General features: G+C 55.1%; 15 protein-coding genes. 7 read left to right on the top strand and 8 right to left on the bottom strand.

The window, feature by feature from the left end:
• Nucleotides 1–156: 156 nt before the first annotated feature.
• The gene (locus ABLV07_RS13915) at nt 157–1,191 is read right to left on the bottom strand and encodes an AI-2E family transporter (protein ID WP_015366785.1); all 1,035 of its coding nucleotides are present in this window, start codon (nt 1,189–1,191) and stop codon (nt 157–159) included.
• Nucleotides 1,192–1,639: 448 nt separating this feature from the next.
• Between ABLV07_RS13915 and mdtJ the strand changes: the two genes are divergently transcribed.
• From mdtJ to ABLV07_RS13900, 3 genes are all read left to right on the top strand, one after another.
• Nucleotides 1,640–2,002, top strand: coding sequence for a multidrug/spermidine efflux SMR transporter subunit MdtJ (gene mdtJ / locus ABLV07_RS13910; protein ID WP_021463805.1), 363 nt, complete (start codon nt 1,640–1,642; stop codon nt 2,000–2,002).
• Nucleotides 1,989–2,318 carry a multidrug/spermidine efflux SMR transporter subunit MdtI gene (mdtI, locus tag ABLV07_RS13905; RefSeq protein WP_015366783.1) on the top strand — a complete coding sequence of 110 codons (330 nt, stop codon included), beginning with the start codon at nt 1,989–1,991 and terminating at the stop codon, nt 2,316–2,318. Before mdtJ ends, mdtI begins: the two co-directional genes overlap by 14 nt.
• Nucleotides 2,319–2,419: 101 nt before the next feature.
• Nucleotides 2,420–4,576, top strand: coding sequence for a bifunctional diguanylate cyclase/phosphodiesterase (locus tag ABLV07_RS13900; RefSeq protein WP_108684313.1), 2,157 nt, complete (start codon nt 2,420–2,422; stop codon nt 4,574–4,576).
• Here the strand turns inward: ABLV07_RS13900 and ABLV07_RS13895 are convergent, their stop codons facing one another.
• The gene (locus tag ABLV07_RS13895; RefSeq protein WP_020078950.1) at nt 4,577–5,389 is read right to left on the bottom strand and encodes a serine protease; all 813 of its coding nucleotides are present in this window, start codon (nt 5,387–5,389) and stop codon (nt 4,577–4,579) included.
• Between the two features lie 653 nt (nt 5,390–6,042).
• On the opposite strand from ABLV07_RS13895, the gene ABLV07_RS13890 reads away from it, so the two are divergent.
• Complete coding sequence (locus tag ABLV07_RS13890) at nt 6,043–6,300, top strand: hypothetical protein (protein WP_015366779.1); 258 nt, start codon at nt 6,043–6,045, stop codon at nt 6,298–6,300.
• A gap of 158 nt (nt 6,301–6,458) precedes the next feature.
• Here ABLV07_RS13890 and asr read toward each other — a convergent pair whose 3' ends face one another.
• From asr to ABLV07_RS13875, 3 genes are all read right to left on the bottom strand, one after another.
• Entirely contained in the window at nt 6,459–6,878 is a 420-nt protein-coding gene (asr, locus tag ABLV07_RS13885) for an acid resistance repetitive basic protein Asr (protein ID WP_015366777.1), read from the bottom strand.
• 171 nt (nt 6,879–7,049) lie between these two features.
• Nucleotides 7,050–8,537 carry a carboxypeptidase M32 gene (locus ABLV07_RS13880; protein WP_047040679.1) on the bottom strand — a complete coding sequence of 496 codons (1,488 nt, stop codon included), beginning with the start codon at nt 8,535–8,537 and terminating at the stop codon, nt 7,050–7,052.
• Nucleotides 8,538–8,859: 322 nt separating this feature from the next.
• Nucleotides 8,860–10,149, bottom strand: coding sequence for an MFS transporter (locus ABLV07_RS13875; protein WP_071596080.1), 1,290 nt, complete (start codon nt 10,147–10,149; stop codon nt 8,860–8,862).
• Nucleotides 10,150–10,241: 92 nt separating this feature from the next.
• Between ABLV07_RS13875 and ABLV07_RS13870 the strand changes: the two genes are divergently transcribed.
• The 3 genes from ABLV07_RS13870 to bioD all read left to right on the top strand — a co-directional run bounded on the left by ABLV07_RS13870 (nt 10,242) and on the right by bioD (nt 13,312).
• Nucleotides 10,242–11,144, top strand: coding sequence for a LysR family transcriptional regulator (locus tag ABLV07_RS13870; RefSeq protein WP_015366774.1), 903 nt, complete (start codon nt 10,242–10,244; stop codon nt 11,142–11,144).
• Nucleotides 11,145–11,268: 124 nt separating this feature from the next.
• A complete protein-coding gene (mlc, locus tag ABLV07_RS13865; protein WP_015366773.1) occupies nt 11,269–12,489 on the top strand; it encodes a sugar metabolism global transcriptional regulator Mlc in 1,221 nt (406 codons plus the stop codon).
• A 127-nt stretch (nt 12,490–12,616) separates the two neighbouring features.
• Nucleotides 12,617–13,312: a dethiobiotin synthase gene (bioD, locus tag ABLV07_RS13860; protein WP_348853264.1), complete on the top strand. Its 696-nt coding sequence runs from the start codon at nt 12,617–12,619 to the stop codon at nt 13,310–13,312.
• Here the strand turns inward: bioD and clcB are convergent.
• The 3 genes from clcB to ABLV07_RS13845 form a co-directional block, all read right to left on the bottom strand.
• On the bottom strand, nt 13,265–14,560 hold the full coding sequence (gene clcB, locus ABLV07_RS13855; protein ID WP_032707953.1) for a voltage-gated ClC-type chloride channel ClcB: 1,296 nt from the start codon (nt 14,558–14,560) through the stop codon (nt 13,265–13,267). The genes bioD and clcB overlap by 48 nt on opposite strands.
• Before the next feature lie 101 nt (nt 14,561–14,661).
• A complete protein-coding gene (dmsD, locus tag ABLV07_RS13850) occupies nt 14,662–15,270 on the bottom strand; it encodes a Tat proofreading chaperone DmsD (RefSeq protein WP_042892401.1) in 609 nt (202 codons plus the stop codon).
• Between the two features lie 42 nt (nt 15,271–15,312).
• Nucleotides 15,313–16,170 carry a DmsC/YnfH family molybdoenzyme membrane anchor subunit gene (locus tag ABLV07_RS13845; protein ID WP_015705292.1) on the bottom strand — a complete coding sequence of 286 codons (858 nt, stop codon included), beginning with the start codon at nt 16,168–16,170 and terminating at the stop codon, nt 15,313–15,315.
• Nucleotide 16,171: the final 1 nt, after the last annotated feature.

Raw genomic sequence — 16,171 nt, 5'->3', positions numbered from 1 at the left:
TGCGCATCAATTAAGCATGCCGGCTAATCGTTAGCTTTAGAGTAATGATTGGATGTGCCCATTTGTGATGGGGATCAATAATAAAAAAGGAGTAACGGTCTAAGCGGAAAAGATGAAAGGAGGGAAGGCTGGCGGATAGGCCAGCCAGATTGCCGATTATTCTTTACTTAAGTCACTGAGTAAGAAGGCAATACTTTGCCCACCGTTGGTTTGCTCAAGGGCGATTTTCACGATGATGGTCAACGGCACCGACAGCAGCATACCGACCGGGCCCAGCAGCCAGCCCCAGAATATTAACGACAGGAATACCACCAGCGTGGAGAGCCCCAGCCCACGGCCCATGATACGTGGCTCGAGAATATTGCCGAACACCAGGTTGATAATCAGGTAACCGGCAGTGACGATCAGCGCCTCATACAGGCCGCCAAATACCATCACCTGCAGAATCGGCGGGATGGCCGCCAGTACCGAACCGATATTGGGAATATAGTTCAGCGCAAAGGCCAGTAGCCCCCACATAAAGGCGAAGCGGACGTCCAGCAGCGCCAGCATACCCCAGACCACCAGCCCGGTGACCAGGCTAATCGCGGTTTTCAGTACCAGGTAATGTGAGACGCTATCTATCGCCCGCTGAATGGCGCCCATTCCCTCAACCGGCCGCGACATTAGCTGCTGGAGCTTGGCGGGCAACTGCGGCACTTCCAACAGCATAAATACCACGGTGAGAAGCAACAGAAAAATGGACGACATCGCATTCGACAACTGGGTCAACAAGCTGGTAACCAGGGTCATCACCGCGTTGGGATCGATATACTTATTCAGCTCAATGGCGGAGACGGTAAAACCAAAGCGCTGTAGCCATGGGGTGACCGTCTTTAGCGGTTCGGCCAGCGACGTGCGGTATTGCGGCAGGGTGCGCGCCAGTTCGTTAAGCGAGGTGCCAAGCGACGCCAGCAGTACCACCGCCAGCAGCACGATAGCGCCCACCAGTAGCGAAATCGCCAGCACTCGCGGCACCCGACAGCGTACCATCAGTTGGACCAGCGGATTGATCACCACCGCAAGGAATAGCGCTAAGATAAAGGGGACGATAATGTCGGCGGCAAAACGGATGCCGGTAAGGATGATAACCAACATGCCCAGCATGATGACGATCTTGAGTCCATTTAGGGTGATGATGGGTTTGGCCATTGGGTTCCTTACGGTGAAGATGAAAACGTCCTTGATCATAGCGACTTTGCTATACACGTTTATGATGGAGATCAGTTTGAGAAAATACTAATTGAAATCGCGCATTAGACGTAAAGAATTGCAAATTCTTTGAGTTAATATTAACACTATGGTACAAATTTACTTGTGTTTAACTACCGAGGACAATTTTTTTCCGCAATGACGAGAAGCAACACCGCGGATAATTGTAATTTTATGAACAATCAGTTCAGCCTTTATTTTTCGACTCATCACGCATTACCCTTCATCCTTTCCCGATTTGCTGGCGAACAGCACTGGCGCTCCGCGCTATAGTCCCATTCTCTCTGCCTGAGCTGGCGCACCGCGCACGGCTAAAACTACGTCAGAATTTTTTCGGTTTACTCGCGTAAGCCGTCATGGATTGTATTCTCAAGCAGGAGAAGGGATTATGTTTTATTGGATTTTATTAGCCTTAGCTATCGTCGCTGAAATTACCGGCACGTTGTCTATGAAATGGGCAAGCGTCAGCGGCGGTCATACAGGTTATATTTTAATGCTGGCAATGATTGCGCTTTCCTATATTTTCCTGGCCTTCGCCGTTAAAAAAATTGCTCTCGGTGTGGCGTATGCGCTGTGGGAAGGTATCGGTATTTTGTTGATTACCGTATTCAGCGTGCTGCTGTTCGATGAAAGCCTGTCTATCGTAAAACTTGCCGGGCTGGCAACGCTGGTCGCGGGTATTGTGCTGATTAAGTCCGGCACAAAGAAAGCGGTGAAACAGCGTGAGGAGACAGCTCATGCAACAGTTTGAGTGGATTCACGGCGCCTGGCTGGCGCTGGCTATCGTACTGGAAATAACCGCGAACGTATTGCTGAAATTTTCCGACGGCTTCCGTCGTAAGATCTACGGTATTCTGTCGCTGGCGGCGGTGTTAGGGGCCTTTAGCGCCCTGTCGCAGGCGGTAAAAGGTATCGACCTGTCCGTCGCTTATGCGCTGTGGGGCGGATTCGGGATTGCGGCCACCATTGCCGCTGGCTGGATCCTCTTTGGTCAGCGTCTGAACCATAAAGGTTGGGTTGGCGTCGTGCTGCTGGTGGCCGGTATGGTATTGATAAAACTGGCCTGATATGATGCCGCCTGCGTTCGCAGGCGGCAAATTCTGTTCTCTGTATTACGCTTAAAAAAGCAGATTCGGCATCTTTCTGTACGCCGCTATGAGGACAGCACATGATTCCTTTGCCTGGCTGGCGGAATATTCCCTCTGCCAAAATCCTTTCCATTCTGGTATTTCTTGCCGGCCTGGGCCTGGTCGTCTCTGTGATTTCTCTTTTCTATTTGTCGCAACATCTGGTCAGTATTAAAACTAATGAAATAGATAAACACCGTTCGATGCTTTCGGTAGAAGGCGCCGTGCAGACATCGGTGAACCGGGTGCTGTCATTGGTACTGGATAATTCGATTTGGGATGATGCGGTTAAACAAACCTATACGCCCCATCTTGATGCACACTGGCTGTATGATTCGTGGGGATCGGGTTTTAAGATTAATAATCTCTACGACGGCACTTTTATCCTGGATGAAAACTATCGCATCTTGTGGGGGGCTTTTCGCAGCGAGCTATTTACCGAATCCGATATTGGTTTTTTCGGCAGCGGGTTACAAACCCTTATCGAGCAGCACGCGGATGCGCTGAGACGCGGTAAAAATGCCTTTGCCGGAATCACCCGTACCCGCGCGGGCATTGCGTTTGTCGGTATCGGCTTGATTCGCCCGACAATCGGCCGCTTACCGATTTATGATAAAACCCGTCGCTATCTGGTGATTACCCGCCACATTAATCCAACCATGCTGGAAACTCTGGGGAACACTTTCCAGATTAATCGACTGCATACGACGCAGTTTGCCGGCGAATACAGCGTACCATTACGCACAGAGGGCGGGGAGACGCTGGCCTATCTGAGCTGGCAACCGCGCCTTCCTGGTGCGGAAGCGGCGCGCGCCGCGTCAAACAGCATCAGGCTCATCGCCATTCTGGCGGCAAGTTTAATTTTGCTGTTTATCATGCTGAGTAGCCTGGGGCTTTACAAGCTGGCGCGCGGCGAACAGCAGGCGCGAAAAAATGCGCTTATCGATTGGCTGAGCCGTTTGCCGAACCGTCGGGCATTGATTGAACGTTTAAATGCGATGGGCGAATGCGGTAAGAATGAAATGCAGAGCGTGGTATTTATCGATCTCGATGGTTTTAAAGACGTCAACGATAACTACGGCCATGATACTGGCGACGCGCTGATTACCCATATCGCCCGCGAATTACGCGATCGGGTTCCGGCGGGGGCGATGCTGGCGCGGATGGGCGGGGATGAATTCGCCATGACCATGAGCGGCGAACATGCGGTTAATCAGGCCTCAGCATTCGCCCTGGCGGCGCTCGAATTATTAAAAACTCCCGTTGCGCTCAGCGCCCGGAAAATATATATCAGCGCCAGTATTGGTATTGCCAGCGGGGTGCCGACGCAGTGTTCCAGTACTGAGTTGTTTCGCCGTGCGGATATGGCCATGTACCACGCGAAGAAAAGCGGTAAGGGAAGAGTGGCCTGGTATGATGACACCCTTAACGAAACGCGTCAGCACCAGCTGCACATTGAAAATAGTATCCGCGAAGGTCTCGAAAAAGGCGAATTTGATGTCTGGTATCAGCCGATCGTCAATGCCGAAACGCTGGTGATGGAAGGCGTAGAGGCCTTGCTGCGCTGGCCGCGACGTCCTGAAGGCCCGCTGGCGCCGGATGCTTTCATCCCCATTGCCGAAAGCAGCGGATTGATTTATGCCTTGGGCCAGTTTGCGCTGTCGCAAGCCTGTTACGATCTCGAGACGATGGGGGATTTACTCCTTTCCGTCAATATATCCCCGGCGCAGTTCCGCGACCCGGAATTCGAAACTCGGGTGATCCAAACCCTGGGACGCTGTCAGTTTCCTGCCCGCCGCCTGCAGCTTGAGGTAACCGAAAGCTACGTACTGGAAAACCCGGAGCGCGCTCGCGTGGCTATCGAGAACCTGAAATCGTTAGGTATCGCCGTCGCGCTGGATGATTTTGGCATTGGCTATTCCAGTATTGGTTATCTACGCAGCTGTCGTTTTGATAGCCTCAAGATTGATAAGTCGTTAGCCGGGGTGGTGGATGTCGACCCGCAGGCGGCAGAACTGGTGCGCGGCACGGTACGTATCGCTAATGCGCTGGGGATCACCGTGGTTGCTGAAGGGGTAGAAACTCAGCAGCAGCTGGCGCTGCTGCGGCGGGCGGGATGCGATCGACTTCAGGGATATTATTTCAGCCAACCGATGCCGATCGATTCATTGCTTCAACTGCGCCAGCAGCAGGGATAATCACTCGTTAGCCAGCGCTTCCAGCTTGTCGAGAAAACCGGTCACGGCAATAGCCCGGTTATCGGCGCGATAGCGATCTTTCGGTCCCGGCGCCGAGCTTTGCACTGCAATGACCTGCCAGCCGTTGTCCGTTTTTAACAGCAGCGGAGAACCGCTGTCGCCCGGTAGCGTATCGCATTGATGTGATAGAACTGAGGCTTGCGCCCATCCCGTCACCAGACAATCCTGGTGGCTATAGAGGCTATCCAGATGATCTTCCGGGTAGCCGGATTGCGTCACTTTGCGGTCCGTTGCTTTCAGCGCCGCGGTCAGCGCTTCTTTATCACCGGGAAACACAGGAACAGGCGTAATGCCGCCGGGCGCGTAGCGCAGGACGATCAGGCCAAAGTCCCAGGGGGCTGCGGAAGAGGGGACAATCCAGCCATCGCCGTCCGCTTTAAGCCGTTTGCCTAGCGATGGGTCGGTACGGCCGTCAATCCCGTGAATTTCATAGACCCAACTGCCCTTACGCGAGATAAAACGCAACGCAACGGCCTTGTCCGGCTTTCCTTTCGGCGGCTGCAGCAAACAGTGACCGGCGGTGAGAGCCAGATGCGGCGAAATCAGCGTTGCGGTACACAGATTACCACTGGCGGTTTCTAACTGGCCGATGGCATCCCAGGGGGAACTGGCCGGATCGCTGACCGCTTTACGATCGTCATGGCCGAAAAAAAGCGTTTTGATATCTTTCGCGCTCATGCCGTCATCATCAGCGTGAGCAAACAGGGGAAATACACAAAACGAACACAGTAATAACAGTACGTCTCTACGCATATCACTCTCTGGGGAGATAATTATGTCTATTGAAAGTAGCAGGAGATTTAAGTTTATGAAAGTTAAGAATAATTTTTATTAAGCCAAACGGCAGTTAAAATGACTCCTGAAGACATTTCATCTATGCAAGAACCATGTTAATTCAGATGGTTAACGCATTATCTCTGCTGTTGTCATTTCCGCAGAAAGCGGCGTGCAACGCAACATAATTCGTGTATCGGAACGTACGTAAAACGACGGCAAAATAATCACTTTGCCTTACAGGACATTCGCAAAGCGCAATTTTTCGAGGGTGTTTTAGTCGCCTTAAGATCGCAAAAGTTCATGGTCATTGGCGTTTTTTTACCATCTTCTCAATTATTTTCACTACGAAACATTTTCTCACTGTAAACATTGTCATTGGCGATTCCCGTTGAGTGAAATGTGAGGTTGACCCGGCCATCATAAGCGCAATGTCATTTCCCGTAGTGGGAGGGTGTATGTCTAAACAAGGTATTCGCGCATTAGTTTATGTTTCGCTGGTTTCTTTTTTTATGTGGGGAGCGATGGGCTATCTCGTGATTGAGGCGGTACGTGCCATGTAGCGTCACGCCAGCGCCACTGAGGTGGCGTTGGCTATAATATCTGTGAATGAATGCAAACTGGCGGATATGATGACTATCGATGAGAAGCAATTGCGGGCGATCATTACGGGGGAAAAAACCGAAGTGTCGCCCCCAGAACTGGCGAAGGAATTGCTGGCGGCGCGGGTAAAAATTGGCGAGCTGGAACGTCAACTGGCGACGCCGATTCGCTTACCTTTCTCCAGTGCGAGCCCGGTATGCGAAATTGAAGCGGGATATGCTGCGGGCGTCAGCGATTGCCGTCAGGCAATTCGTGAAGCCGGTTTTCCTATTGAGGGGGATGATTAGCGGCGCCTAATAGAGGAAAAAGCGGGTTGCCACCAGCGCGCATATTATCAGCAGTATCAGGATGAGCTCAAAACGATAGCGTCGCAGCATAGCGCTCTCCAGAAAAAAACGGCGCTGAAACAGCGCCGATTTATACAATACCAGACTAACCGAAACGATTATGCAGCCGGCTGAGCAGCAGGTTTAGCAGCGGTGTGTTTAGTGGTTTTGTGGTGTTTTTTCGCAGCCTGAGCTTTCTGCGCTACTGGTTTAGCGGCAGTTTTGTGGTGCTTTTTGGCAGCCTGGGCTTTCTGTGCAGCCGGTTTAGTGGCGGCTTTGTGGTGTTTTTTCGCAGCCTGAGCTTTTTGCTCTACAGCGGGTTTCGCCGCGGCTTTTTTGTGTTTCTTGGCAGCCTGGGCTTTCTGTTCTGCAGCCGGTTTGGCGGCAGCTTTGTGATGTTTTTTATGGTGAGTTGTCTTGGCAGTGGTGCTGTGAGTTGCAGCAGCAGGTGCCTGAGTGGTGCTTGCTGCATCAGCAGCGAAAGCAGCGGAAGACAGACCCATAGCAGCGGCAACGACCAGAGCTAATACTTTTTTCATTCTGATATCCTCGAAAAGGTTTCTTCATTTCAACCCCACTGCGGGGCCGTTGAAGTAACTATATGCTTGTCTTTTCGAGCTTTCCGTGAGTGTTTGGTATCGGCGTGTAACCATATGTACAACGCGAAGCGAACGGGTATAACGCGCCGGAGCAGGCCCCGGCGCGCAGGCTTAGAGATAACGCGCGGTAAGATGCTGGCGGAAATACTCACCGTTGAGATCTTCGCCGGTGGCATTCTTAATCAGCTGCGAAGTGGTAAAGCGGCTGCCGTGCTGCCAGATATTTTGCCGCAACCAGTCGAACAGAGCGTTAAAATCGCCGCCGGCGATATCCTGTGCGAGATTCGGTAACGCGCGTCTGGCGGCCGCCATTAACTGTGCGGCGTACATCGCCCCCAGCGTATAGGAAGGGAAATAGCCGAAACCGCCATCGGTCCAGTGAATATCCTGCATACAGCCGTCACGATAGTTGCCGAGGGTCGAAATGCCCAGCCAGCTCTGCATTTTCTCGTCCCACAGGGCGGGAATATCGTCTACTTCAATATCGCCGTCGATCAGCGCCCGCTCGATTTCATAGCGCAGAATGACGTGCGCCGGGTAGCTGACTTCGTCGGCATCGACGCGAATGAAGCCCGGCTTCACGCGCTGGTTCCAGGCGATAAAGTTTTCCGCGCTGAACGCCGGCTGGTCGCCAAAGCGCTGACGCACGGCGGGCAGCAGGCGGTTGAGGAAGGCTTCGCTGCGGCCAAGCTGCATTTCGAAGAACAGACTTTGAGATTCGTGAATCGCCGTTGAACGAGCCAGCCCAACCGGCTGATCGAGCCAGTTACGCGGGAGGTTCTGTTCATAGCGCGCGTGGCCGGTTTCGTGGATCACGCCAAATAGCGCGCTGAGTAGATCGTTTTCGTTATAACGGGTGGTAATACGAACGTCCTCAGGCACGCCGCCGCAGAAGGGGTGTGCGCTAATATCCAGGCGGCCGCCATCAAAATCAAAGCCTAAAACCCGCATTGCTTCCAGCCCCAGCTCGCGCTGGTCGTTGATGGCGAAGGGCCCCTGTGGCTCGAGCAGCGTCTTCTGCGCTTGCTTATCGACGACGTTTGCCAGCAGCGACGGCAGCCAGGATTTCAGATCGGCGAATAGCACGTCAAGACGCGCGCTGGTCATATCGGGTTCGAAAATATCCAGCAGGGCATCATAACGTGAAGAGCCTTTCGCATCGGCACGGATCTGCGCCTCTTCGCGGCTGAGCTTAACGACCTCGCGCAGGTTTTCGGCAAACCCCTGCCAGTCGTTAGCCGGGCGCTGGCTGCGCCAGGCGTGTTCGCAGCGGCTGCCGGCCAGCGATTTCGCTTCCACCAGGCTTTCCGGTAGTAGCGCCGCTTGCTGGTACTGGCGGGTCATTTCGCGCAGGTTAGCCTGTTCCAGATCGTTAAGATCTTCCTGCAGGGCGTTTTCCAGCCATTCACCGACCTTCTTATCGGTCAAAATTTGGTGCTGCAGCACCCCGAGCTCCGCCAGCGCTTCGCCGCGCGCGCGGCTGCCGCCGGGCGGCATCATGGCGAACATATCCCAGCCGGCGATGGCGGCAAGGTGAGAGAAGCGGGAGAGCCGTTGGAAAGTGCGGGTGAGCTGCTGATAGTTGTTGTTGTCAGTCATAGTCTCTGCTGGCCTGTGGCGAGTGAAATAAATCTGTTGTCAGTGGGTACACTAGCGCGTCGGGGTGATTTGGTCGAGTCGCTGGAACGACATTTTGCGTGTATCGAAAAATGCGCATGTGATAACCATAACGGACGGTGCGCTTCACCAGCGGCTACACTGAAAACAGGCGCTGGCTGTCAGCGGAGGCGAGTATGAATCCGTTCACGTGGGTGTTTTTCGCACTGCTTTCTATGGATGCTCTCAGAGAACTGTTGGGGTTACCATCGGTACTCGGGCTGTGGTGAACGGACGTGACCAATAAGGTCACGTCGTTTAACGATTATTTCAGGCGGTTGTGCAAACAGGCGCCGGTCAGCAGCGCGGCCATTAACAGCAGGGCGATAAAGCCGCCGACGCCATTCCAGCCGTAATGATGCCAGAAGACTCCACCGAGCGTCCCCGCAATACTTGAGCCAAGATAGTAGCTGAACAGGTATAACGAAGATGCCTGGCCGCGCGCGCGACGCGCCCGTGGTCCGATCCAACTGCTGGCGACCGAGTGCGCGGCAAAAAAGCCGGCGGAGAACAGCAGCATGCCGATGAAAATCAGCCACAGCGGCGAGAATAGCGTCATCAGCAGGCCAAACAGCATCACCGCAATAAAGAACAACATTACTGGACCGCGGCCATAACGCACCGTCAGCGCGCCGGCTTTTGGCGAACTCCAGGTCCCGGTCAGGTAAGCAACCGACAGCAGGCCAACCACCGCCTGATTCAGCGACCATGGCGACATCATCAAACGGTAGCCAATATAGTTAAACAGGGTCACAAATGCGCCCATCAGCAGGAAGCCTTCGAGGAACAACAGCGGCAGGCCGCGATCGCGCCAGTGCAGATGGAAGTTAATCAGCAGCGTTTTCGGTTTCAACGAAATAGGGCGGAAGTGGCGCGACTCGGGAAGAATACGCCAGAACATGATTGCCGCAGCGAGGGCGAAGGCGCTTATCACCGCCAGCGCCACGCGCCAGCCGAAGAAATCGGTAAAGACCCCGGTGAGCAGGCGGCCGCTCATGCCACCTATCGAGTTACCGCTGATATAAAGCCCCATTGAAAACGCCACCACGCTTGGGTGGATCTCCTCGCTGAGATAAGTCATCCCTACGGCGGCTACGCCGCTGAGCGACAGGCCGATCAACGCGCGCATGATCAGAATACCGTGCCAGCTGGTCATCATCGTTGATAATAATGAGCAACACGCCGCCAACAGTAAGGCGGTGACCATTACCGGTTTACGGCCAATGGCATCCGACAGCGGGCCGGTAAATAGCAGGCCGATGGCGAGCATCGCGGTGGAAATCGATAATGAAATACTGCTGCTGGCCGGGCTTACGCCGAACTCGCCTGACAGCACCGGCAGAATGGGCTGCACGCAATAGAGCAGGGCGAAGGTGGCCAGTCCGGCGGAAAATAGCGCCAGGGTGACGCGGATAAACGCCGGGGTGCCGCGTTTAATAAATTGATTTGGCTGGGAAGCGACCTTATCCCTGACATCGCTCGCCGGCGCGGTGTCAGCGGTTGTTGTGTTACTCACGGAGAATTCCTTGCTTATATACAGCTGGATTACAAACAAACTGATGTGACCATTCAGCTCACATTTTTAGGGTATAAAATTGTAAATATTCCGTCTAATATATTAATAATCTCAAATAAGACGTTTTAAATATGAATATCGAGCTGCGTCATCTGCGTTACTTTGTCGCCGTGGCGGAAGAGCTGCATTTTGGCCGCGCGGCGGCGCGCCTGAATATCTCTCAGCCGCCGTTAAGCCAGCAAATTCAGATTCTCGAACAACAGATTGGCGCGCGGCTGTTTGCCCGCACTAATCGCAGCGTCAGCCTGACGGCGGCGGGAGTGCAGTTCCTCGCCGATAGCCGACAAATACTGACGCAGGTTGAAGATGCCGCCGCTCGCGCCGGGCGCCTGCACCACGGCGAAACCGGTGAACTGCGTATCGGCTTCACCTCGTCGGCGCCATTTATCAAAGCGGTTTCCGATACGCTTTCCACTTTTCGTCGCCGCTTTCCCGATGTCCATATCCAGACCCGCGAAACCAACACCCGCGAACAGATCGTGCCGCTGAATGAAGGGGCGCTTGACCTTGGCCTGATGCGCAACACGCAGCTGCCGGATACCTTGTGCTGGGAAAGGGTGCTGCGCGAACCGCTACTGGCGATGGTGCCCAGCGATCATCCCCTGGCCCGTCAGCAATCGGTCAGTCTGCTTGAGCTGGCGCGCGAGCCGTTTGTCTTTTTCGATCCGCACGTTGGTACCGGCCTGTATGACGATATTCTCGGGTTGATGCGCCGCTACGGTACCACGCCCGTTATCACCCAGGAGGTCGGCGAGGCAATGACCATCATTGGCCTTGTGGCTTCAGGTCTTGGGGTATCGATCCTACCGGCCTCGTTTAAGCGGGTGCAGTTAAATGAAATGCGCTGGCTGCCGATTAGTGAACCCGATGCGGTGTCGGAAATGTGGCTGGTGTGGGCCAAACACCGTGAACAGGGTCTGGCGGCGCAGCGCTTTCGCGATTATCTTCTCGCTGCCGCCGCCTTGGCGAATTAAGACAAAAACGGGGTAAAAATGTGCGGCAAATCACAAGGCTAAGTAAAAATTTGACGTGCACCATCGAAGTGCTTCACCATAGCCAAAAGTTTATTTCGAAGCGCGAAAATAAAGGGAGTCAACGGTGGTAGCGGACAGTCAACCAGGCCATATCGATCAAATAAAGCAGACTAATGCTGGCGCGGTATATCGCCTGATTGATCAGCTTGGCCCGGTGTCGCGTATCGACCTTTCCCGATTTGCGCAACTGGCGCCGGCCAGCATTACCAAAATTGTTCGCGAGATGCTGGAAGCGCACCTGGTGCAGGAGACCGAAATCCAGGAGCCGGGGAGCCGCGGCCGCCCGGCGGTCGGGCTGATGGTTGAAACGGAAGCCTGGCATTATTTGTCGTTGCGCATCAGCCGGGGGGAAATCCACCTGGCGCTGCGCGATCTGAGCAGCAAGCTGGTGGTGGAAGAACAACTGGAACTGCCGCTGCAGCATGCGCAACCGCTGCTGACGCGGATCATCGAGCATATCGACCAGTTTTTTATTCGCCATCAGCACAAGCTCGAACGACTTACCGCAATCGCCATCACCTTGCCGGGGATCATTGATACTGAAAACGGTATCATCCACCGGATGCCGTTTTATGATGACGTGAAAGATATGCCGCTCGGTGAGGCTCTGGCTAATCACACCGGAGTGTCGGTCTATATACAGCACGATATTAGCGCCTGGACTATGGCCGAATCGTTGTTTGGCGCCTCGCGGGGGGCGCGCGACGTCATCCAGGTGGTAATCGACCACAACGTCGGCGCGGGAGTGATCACCGATGGCCGCCTGTTGCACGCCGGCAGCAGCAGCCTGGTGGAGATCGGCCACACCCAGGTTGACCCTTATGGTAAACGCTGCTATTGCGGCAATCACGGCTGCCTGGAAACCATCGCCAGCGTCGAAAGCGTGCTGGAACTGGCGCAGATGCGCATGGCAAAATCCATGAGCTCTATGCTGCATCAACAGCAGTTGAGCGTTGAATGGTTATGTCAGGCGGCGCAGCAGGGTGATTTACTGGCGCGGGATATCATTACCGGCGTTGGCGCTCATGTAGGGCGTATTCTGGCTATCATGGTCAATCTGTTTAACCCGCAAAAAATCCTTATTGGTTCGCCGTTCAATCAGGCGTCTGATATTTTGTTTCCGGCAATTTCTGACTGTATTCGGCAACAGGCGCTACCGGCATATAGTCGTCATATCGCGGTTGAGAGTACCCAGTTCTCAAACCGCGGAACGATGGCTGGCGCGGCTTTGGTGAAAGACGCCCTCTATAACGGATCGCTCCTTATCCGACTGTTACAGGGTTAACATTTTTTCATAGTCGCACCAAAAATTGCGCTATCTCAATCTGGGCCCCGACGGCTTCGCGTAGACTTTTCCCACTGTTGATTATTTCTCTTATGTATTTTTCGTATACACAACTTTGGGGTTAGTGATGTTTAAGCGTTTCTTTATAACAGGTACTGACACTGCTGTCGGGAAGACGGTAGTATCCCGCGCGCTGCTGCAGGCACTTGCTGCCAGCGGTAAAAGCGTCGCCGGGTATAAGCCTGTGGCGAAGGGCAGCAAAGAGACGCCGGAAGGACTGCGTAACAAAGATGCGCTGGTATTACAGAGCGTGTCGACGCTGTCGCTGCCGTATGATGCTGTCAATCCCATCGCGTTAAGCGAAGAAGAAAGCAGCGTGGCGCACAGCTGCCCGATCAACTACGGCTTACTCAGTGACGGCCTGCAGCAGCTCAGCTGCAGAGTGGATCATGTCGTAGTGGAAGGTACCGGCGGCTGGCGCAGCCTGATGAACGACTTACGCCCGCTCTCCGAGTGGGTAGTGCAGGAACAACTGCCGGTAGTGTTGGTGGTGGGCATTCAGGAAGGGTGTATCAACCATGCTCTGTTGACCGCTCAGGCGATCGCCAACGACGGTCTGCCGTTAATCGGCTGGGTCGCCAACCGCATTAACCCTGGCCTTGCGCACTACGCTGAAATCATCGATGTGTTGAGCAAAAAGCTGCCTGCGCCGCTGATTGGCGAGCTGCCTTATCTGCCGCGCGCCGAACAGCGCGAACTCAGCCAGTATGTTGACTTAGACGTGCTCGGCAACGTGATGGCGATAGATCGAATCCCGGCGTAACGTCCGCGACACTACCGAAGCCAGTACGCAGGCGATCAATAAACCGGGCAGCAGCACATACTGCCCGGTCATCTCACAAATCATCAGCGTCGACATCATTGGCGCATGCGTTGTCGCGGCGAGAAACGCCGCCATTCCGGTTAACCCAATCATAATCGCTATGTTCTGATCGTTATCTAACCACAGCCCGCTAAAAGTGGCGAATAGCATTCCTATTGCCAGCCCGACGAATAGCGTTGGGGTAAAGACGCCGCCTGGCGCGCCGGAGCCGCTGCTGGCCAGCACCGCCAACAGTTTACAGACAAAGACGATGATAATGACGCTAAATAGCGGCGGCGATAGCAGATAGCTTTGCACCACGCTATAACCATTGCCCCATACCGCCGGGGTAATAAGCGATAACATGCCGACGATGAGTCCCCCCAGCGCCAGCTGCCACGGCGGCGACAGTTTCAGCCGGACGAAACCACGGTGGCTGTAGTCCATCAGCCAGATAAACAGCGGCCCGCACAGCCCGGCCAGCAGGCCGGTTGCCAGCATTAAACCGTAATGCAGCGCGGTCAGGTTTTGTTGCAAGACGACGTGGTACAGCGGCGCGGCGCCGCCATTGAGTAAATTGGTCAGCAGCAGGGCGATCACCGCTGAAATGACCACCGGCCCGAGCGAGGCCAGCATCAGGGTGCCGAAGAGGATTTCGGCGATAAACAGGCTCCCCGCCAGCGGCGCATGATAGGCGCTGGCCATCCCGGCGGCGGCGCCGCAGGCGACCCACAGCTTCCATTCAGCGCGCGGGGTAAAACGGCGGGCAAACAGCGAGGCGGCCAGCGCGGCCAGCAGGATCATGGCCCCTTCGCGGCCAATGGCGCTGCCGGTCACGACCACCAGCAGCGATGCCAGCGATTTGACGAGGCTTGCCGGCGTATCGAAACAGCCATCGCCGGTTTCCAGCGCTTCCATGTAATCGGTCGGGGCGTGCGGACGCGACACGTTGCGCCGTTGCCATAACCAGAGTAATGTCCCCGCCGCGATTCCGCCAAGCGCCGGCGTCAGCAGCCGACGCCACCACGGTAGCGACTGCGCGGCGTTCACCAGACTGCCGCTATCATTACCGAGAAATAAAGTTTCCAGTGCCACCATCGAGTGGCGAAACAGCGCCACGGCCAGCGCCGCAAAGATGCCGACGAGCGTGGCGATGATCAGGCGACGGAACATCACCTGCACATCAGGGTAGTTATGAAGACGATGCATTAGCGGGAATGAAATTGGGAGTCATAGCGTTATTGTGATAGGGAATAACCTTAGATGCAAAAGCTATAAGTGCCGCGCCGGGGATCGACGCGGCGGGTGAGTTAACGATACAGCTGCTTTTCCGCCACCGCGATGGGCAAATATTCCTGCCAGTTAGCCAGCGTCGACTGCGCCAGTTGGCCCAGCGCCCGATAGAACGGATGCCCGGCGTTTTCCATAAAGACGCTCAGAAAACGCCCGGACCACGGCAGTAGATGCCAGGCCAGCAGTTGCGCAAACAACTCATCCTGATTTGTTTCACACAGCCATGCGGCCAGCAGCAGCATTGTTCCGAAGTGGTCTTCGGGTTCGTTGCGCTCAAGATCCAGCGCAATACCGCTGGTGCGCATCCACTCGCGCAGCGCAAGCGTTGAGTCGCCGAATAACACCGACTCTTTATCCAGCCACACCGAACCCCACGGCGGAGCGGGAAGCGCCCATGGACCGATAAACAGACGCTGCCAGGCTTGCGGCAGCGCCTCGTCGCTGCTGGCGGCGAATTCCATTGCCAGTGAATCGGAGACCGGGAACGGCCACTGCGGCTGCCAGCTACCATCCAGAAAAGCGGCGACCAGCGGCGCGTTTTGCTCGCTATTCGGCGCATAAGAGAACAGCGCGCCCAGCGTGCGGGCGCTTAGTGCGACGGCGTCGCGATTTGGGATCTGCATCATTACCCTATTCCTTACTGCGGCGCGCACAGGCGCGCCGTCTTGTTAACCCGCAACCGCCATACCCACGGTCATATGCAGGCCATAAAACAGGCCGCGGCCTATACACTCCGCGACTAAAACCATTATCAGCCCGATCAATAACCCGGCGGCGCGCGGCGGCTGGCGGCGGATCAGCGGACACAGCCAGCAGCCGAGACCGAGCGCCAGCAGGATCAGCCGTAGAACCTGTAGTCTGCCGTAATCCGGTAGCAGGGCGTTCGCCTGTTGTACTGAACTGTGGATCGTGCCGAGATCCGCGCTTTGCAAGACAACAACGGCCACGCTGATGATGAGTGCGGCCACGCTAATAGCGGCAAAAAACCAGCCGTTGAAATCGACTTTCGCCAGCTTTAGCAGCAGGGCAGCGAACAGCGGACCGGCGAGCAGTACCGTCAGGAAGAACGCGCTGGTGGTGTAGCCATTGTACCACGTTGGCACGGTGTCAATTTGGTAGACCCGGGTCATCGCCATCACAAATAGCAGCCCCAGCAACATGGTGAGAAACAACCAGATTTTGCCAAGTGCCGAGGGCATTTTTCCCACCGCCGCCAATAGCCACCAGAATCCGCCGACGATGAAGAAGAGGGTGCCGCTGGCGATTTCATTACTGAGCGCTGAAGCGCCAACGCGGTTCAATGAGTTAAATGCCCGTAGCGGCGAGCCGAGATGCATGACAGAAGCAAGAAAACCTATTCCCATCAATAGCCAGATAAAGAACATGCTGCGCACCAGCCGCTCTCGCGCTTCGCGCTGATCGCAGAGCGACACCCAGCCCAGGCCGCTGACAATAACCGCGCCAGCTACGCATTGCCCCAGTACCGTAAACAGAACCAGCGGCCATTCATGCCATCCATTTCCCATT

Origin of the sequence: Klebsiella sp. CN_Kp097 (assembly GCF_040064495.1) — a bacterium.
GTDB lineage: Bacteria > Pseudomonadota > Gammaproteobacteria > Enterobacterales > Enterobacteriaceae > Klebsiella > Klebsiella aerogenes.
Note: the sequence above shows the minus strand (reverse complement) of the source record. Positions and strands in the feature narration are given on the sequence as shown.

Bases quoted from the DNA above. Each gene is read 5' to 3' on its own strand.
- ABLV07_RS13915 (WP_015366785.1), bottom strand. From the start codon at position 1,191: ATGGCCAAACCCATCATCACCCTAAATGGACTCAAGATCGTCATCATG.
- mdtJ (WP_021463805.1), top strand. From the start codon at position 1,640: ATGTTTTATTGGATTTTATTAGCCTTAGCTATCGTCGCTGAAATTACC.
- mdtI (WP_015366783.1), top strand. From the start codon at position 1,989: ATGCAACAGTTTGAGTGGATTCACGGCGCCTGGCTGGCGCTGGCTATC.
- ABLV07_RS13900 (WP_108684313.1), top strand. From the start codon at position 2,420: ATGATTCCTTTGCCTGGCTGGCGGAATATTCCCTCTGCCAAAATCCTT.
- ABLV07_RS13895 (WP_020078950.1), bottom strand. From the start codon at position 5,389: ATGCGTAGAGACGTACTGTTATTACTGTGTTCGTTTTGTGTATTTCCC.
- ABLV07_RS13890 (WP_015366779.1), top strand. From the start codon at position 6,043: ATGACTATCGATGAGAAGCAATTGCGGGCGATCATTACGGGGGAAAAA.
- asr (WP_015366777.1), bottom strand. From the start codon at position 6,878: ATGAAAAAAGTATTAGCTCTGGTCGTTGCCGCTGCTATGGGTCTGTCT.
- ABLV07_RS13880 (WP_047040679.1), bottom strand. From the start codon at position 8,537: ATGACTGACAACAACAACTATCAGCAGCTCACCCGCACTTTCCAACGG.
- ABLV07_RS13870 (WP_015366774.1), top strand. From the start codon at position 10,242: ATGAATATCGAGCTGCGTCATCTGCGTTACTTTGTCGCCGTGGCGGAA.
- bioD (WP_348853264.1), top strand. From the start codon at position 12,617: ATGTTTAAGCGTTTCTTTATAACAGGTACTGACACTGCTGTCGGGAAG.
- clcB (WP_032707953.1), bottom strand. From the start codon at position 14,560: ATGCATCGTCTTCATAACTACCCTGATGTGCAGGTGATGTTCCGTCGC.
- dmsD (WP_042892401.1), bottom strand. From the start codon at position 15,270: ATGATGCAGATCCCAAATCGCGACGCCGTCGCACTAAGCGCCCGCACG.
- ABLV07_RS13845 (WP_015705292.1), bottom strand. From the start codon at position 16,170: ATGGGAAATGGATGGCATGAATGGCCGCTGGTTCTGTTTACGGTACTG.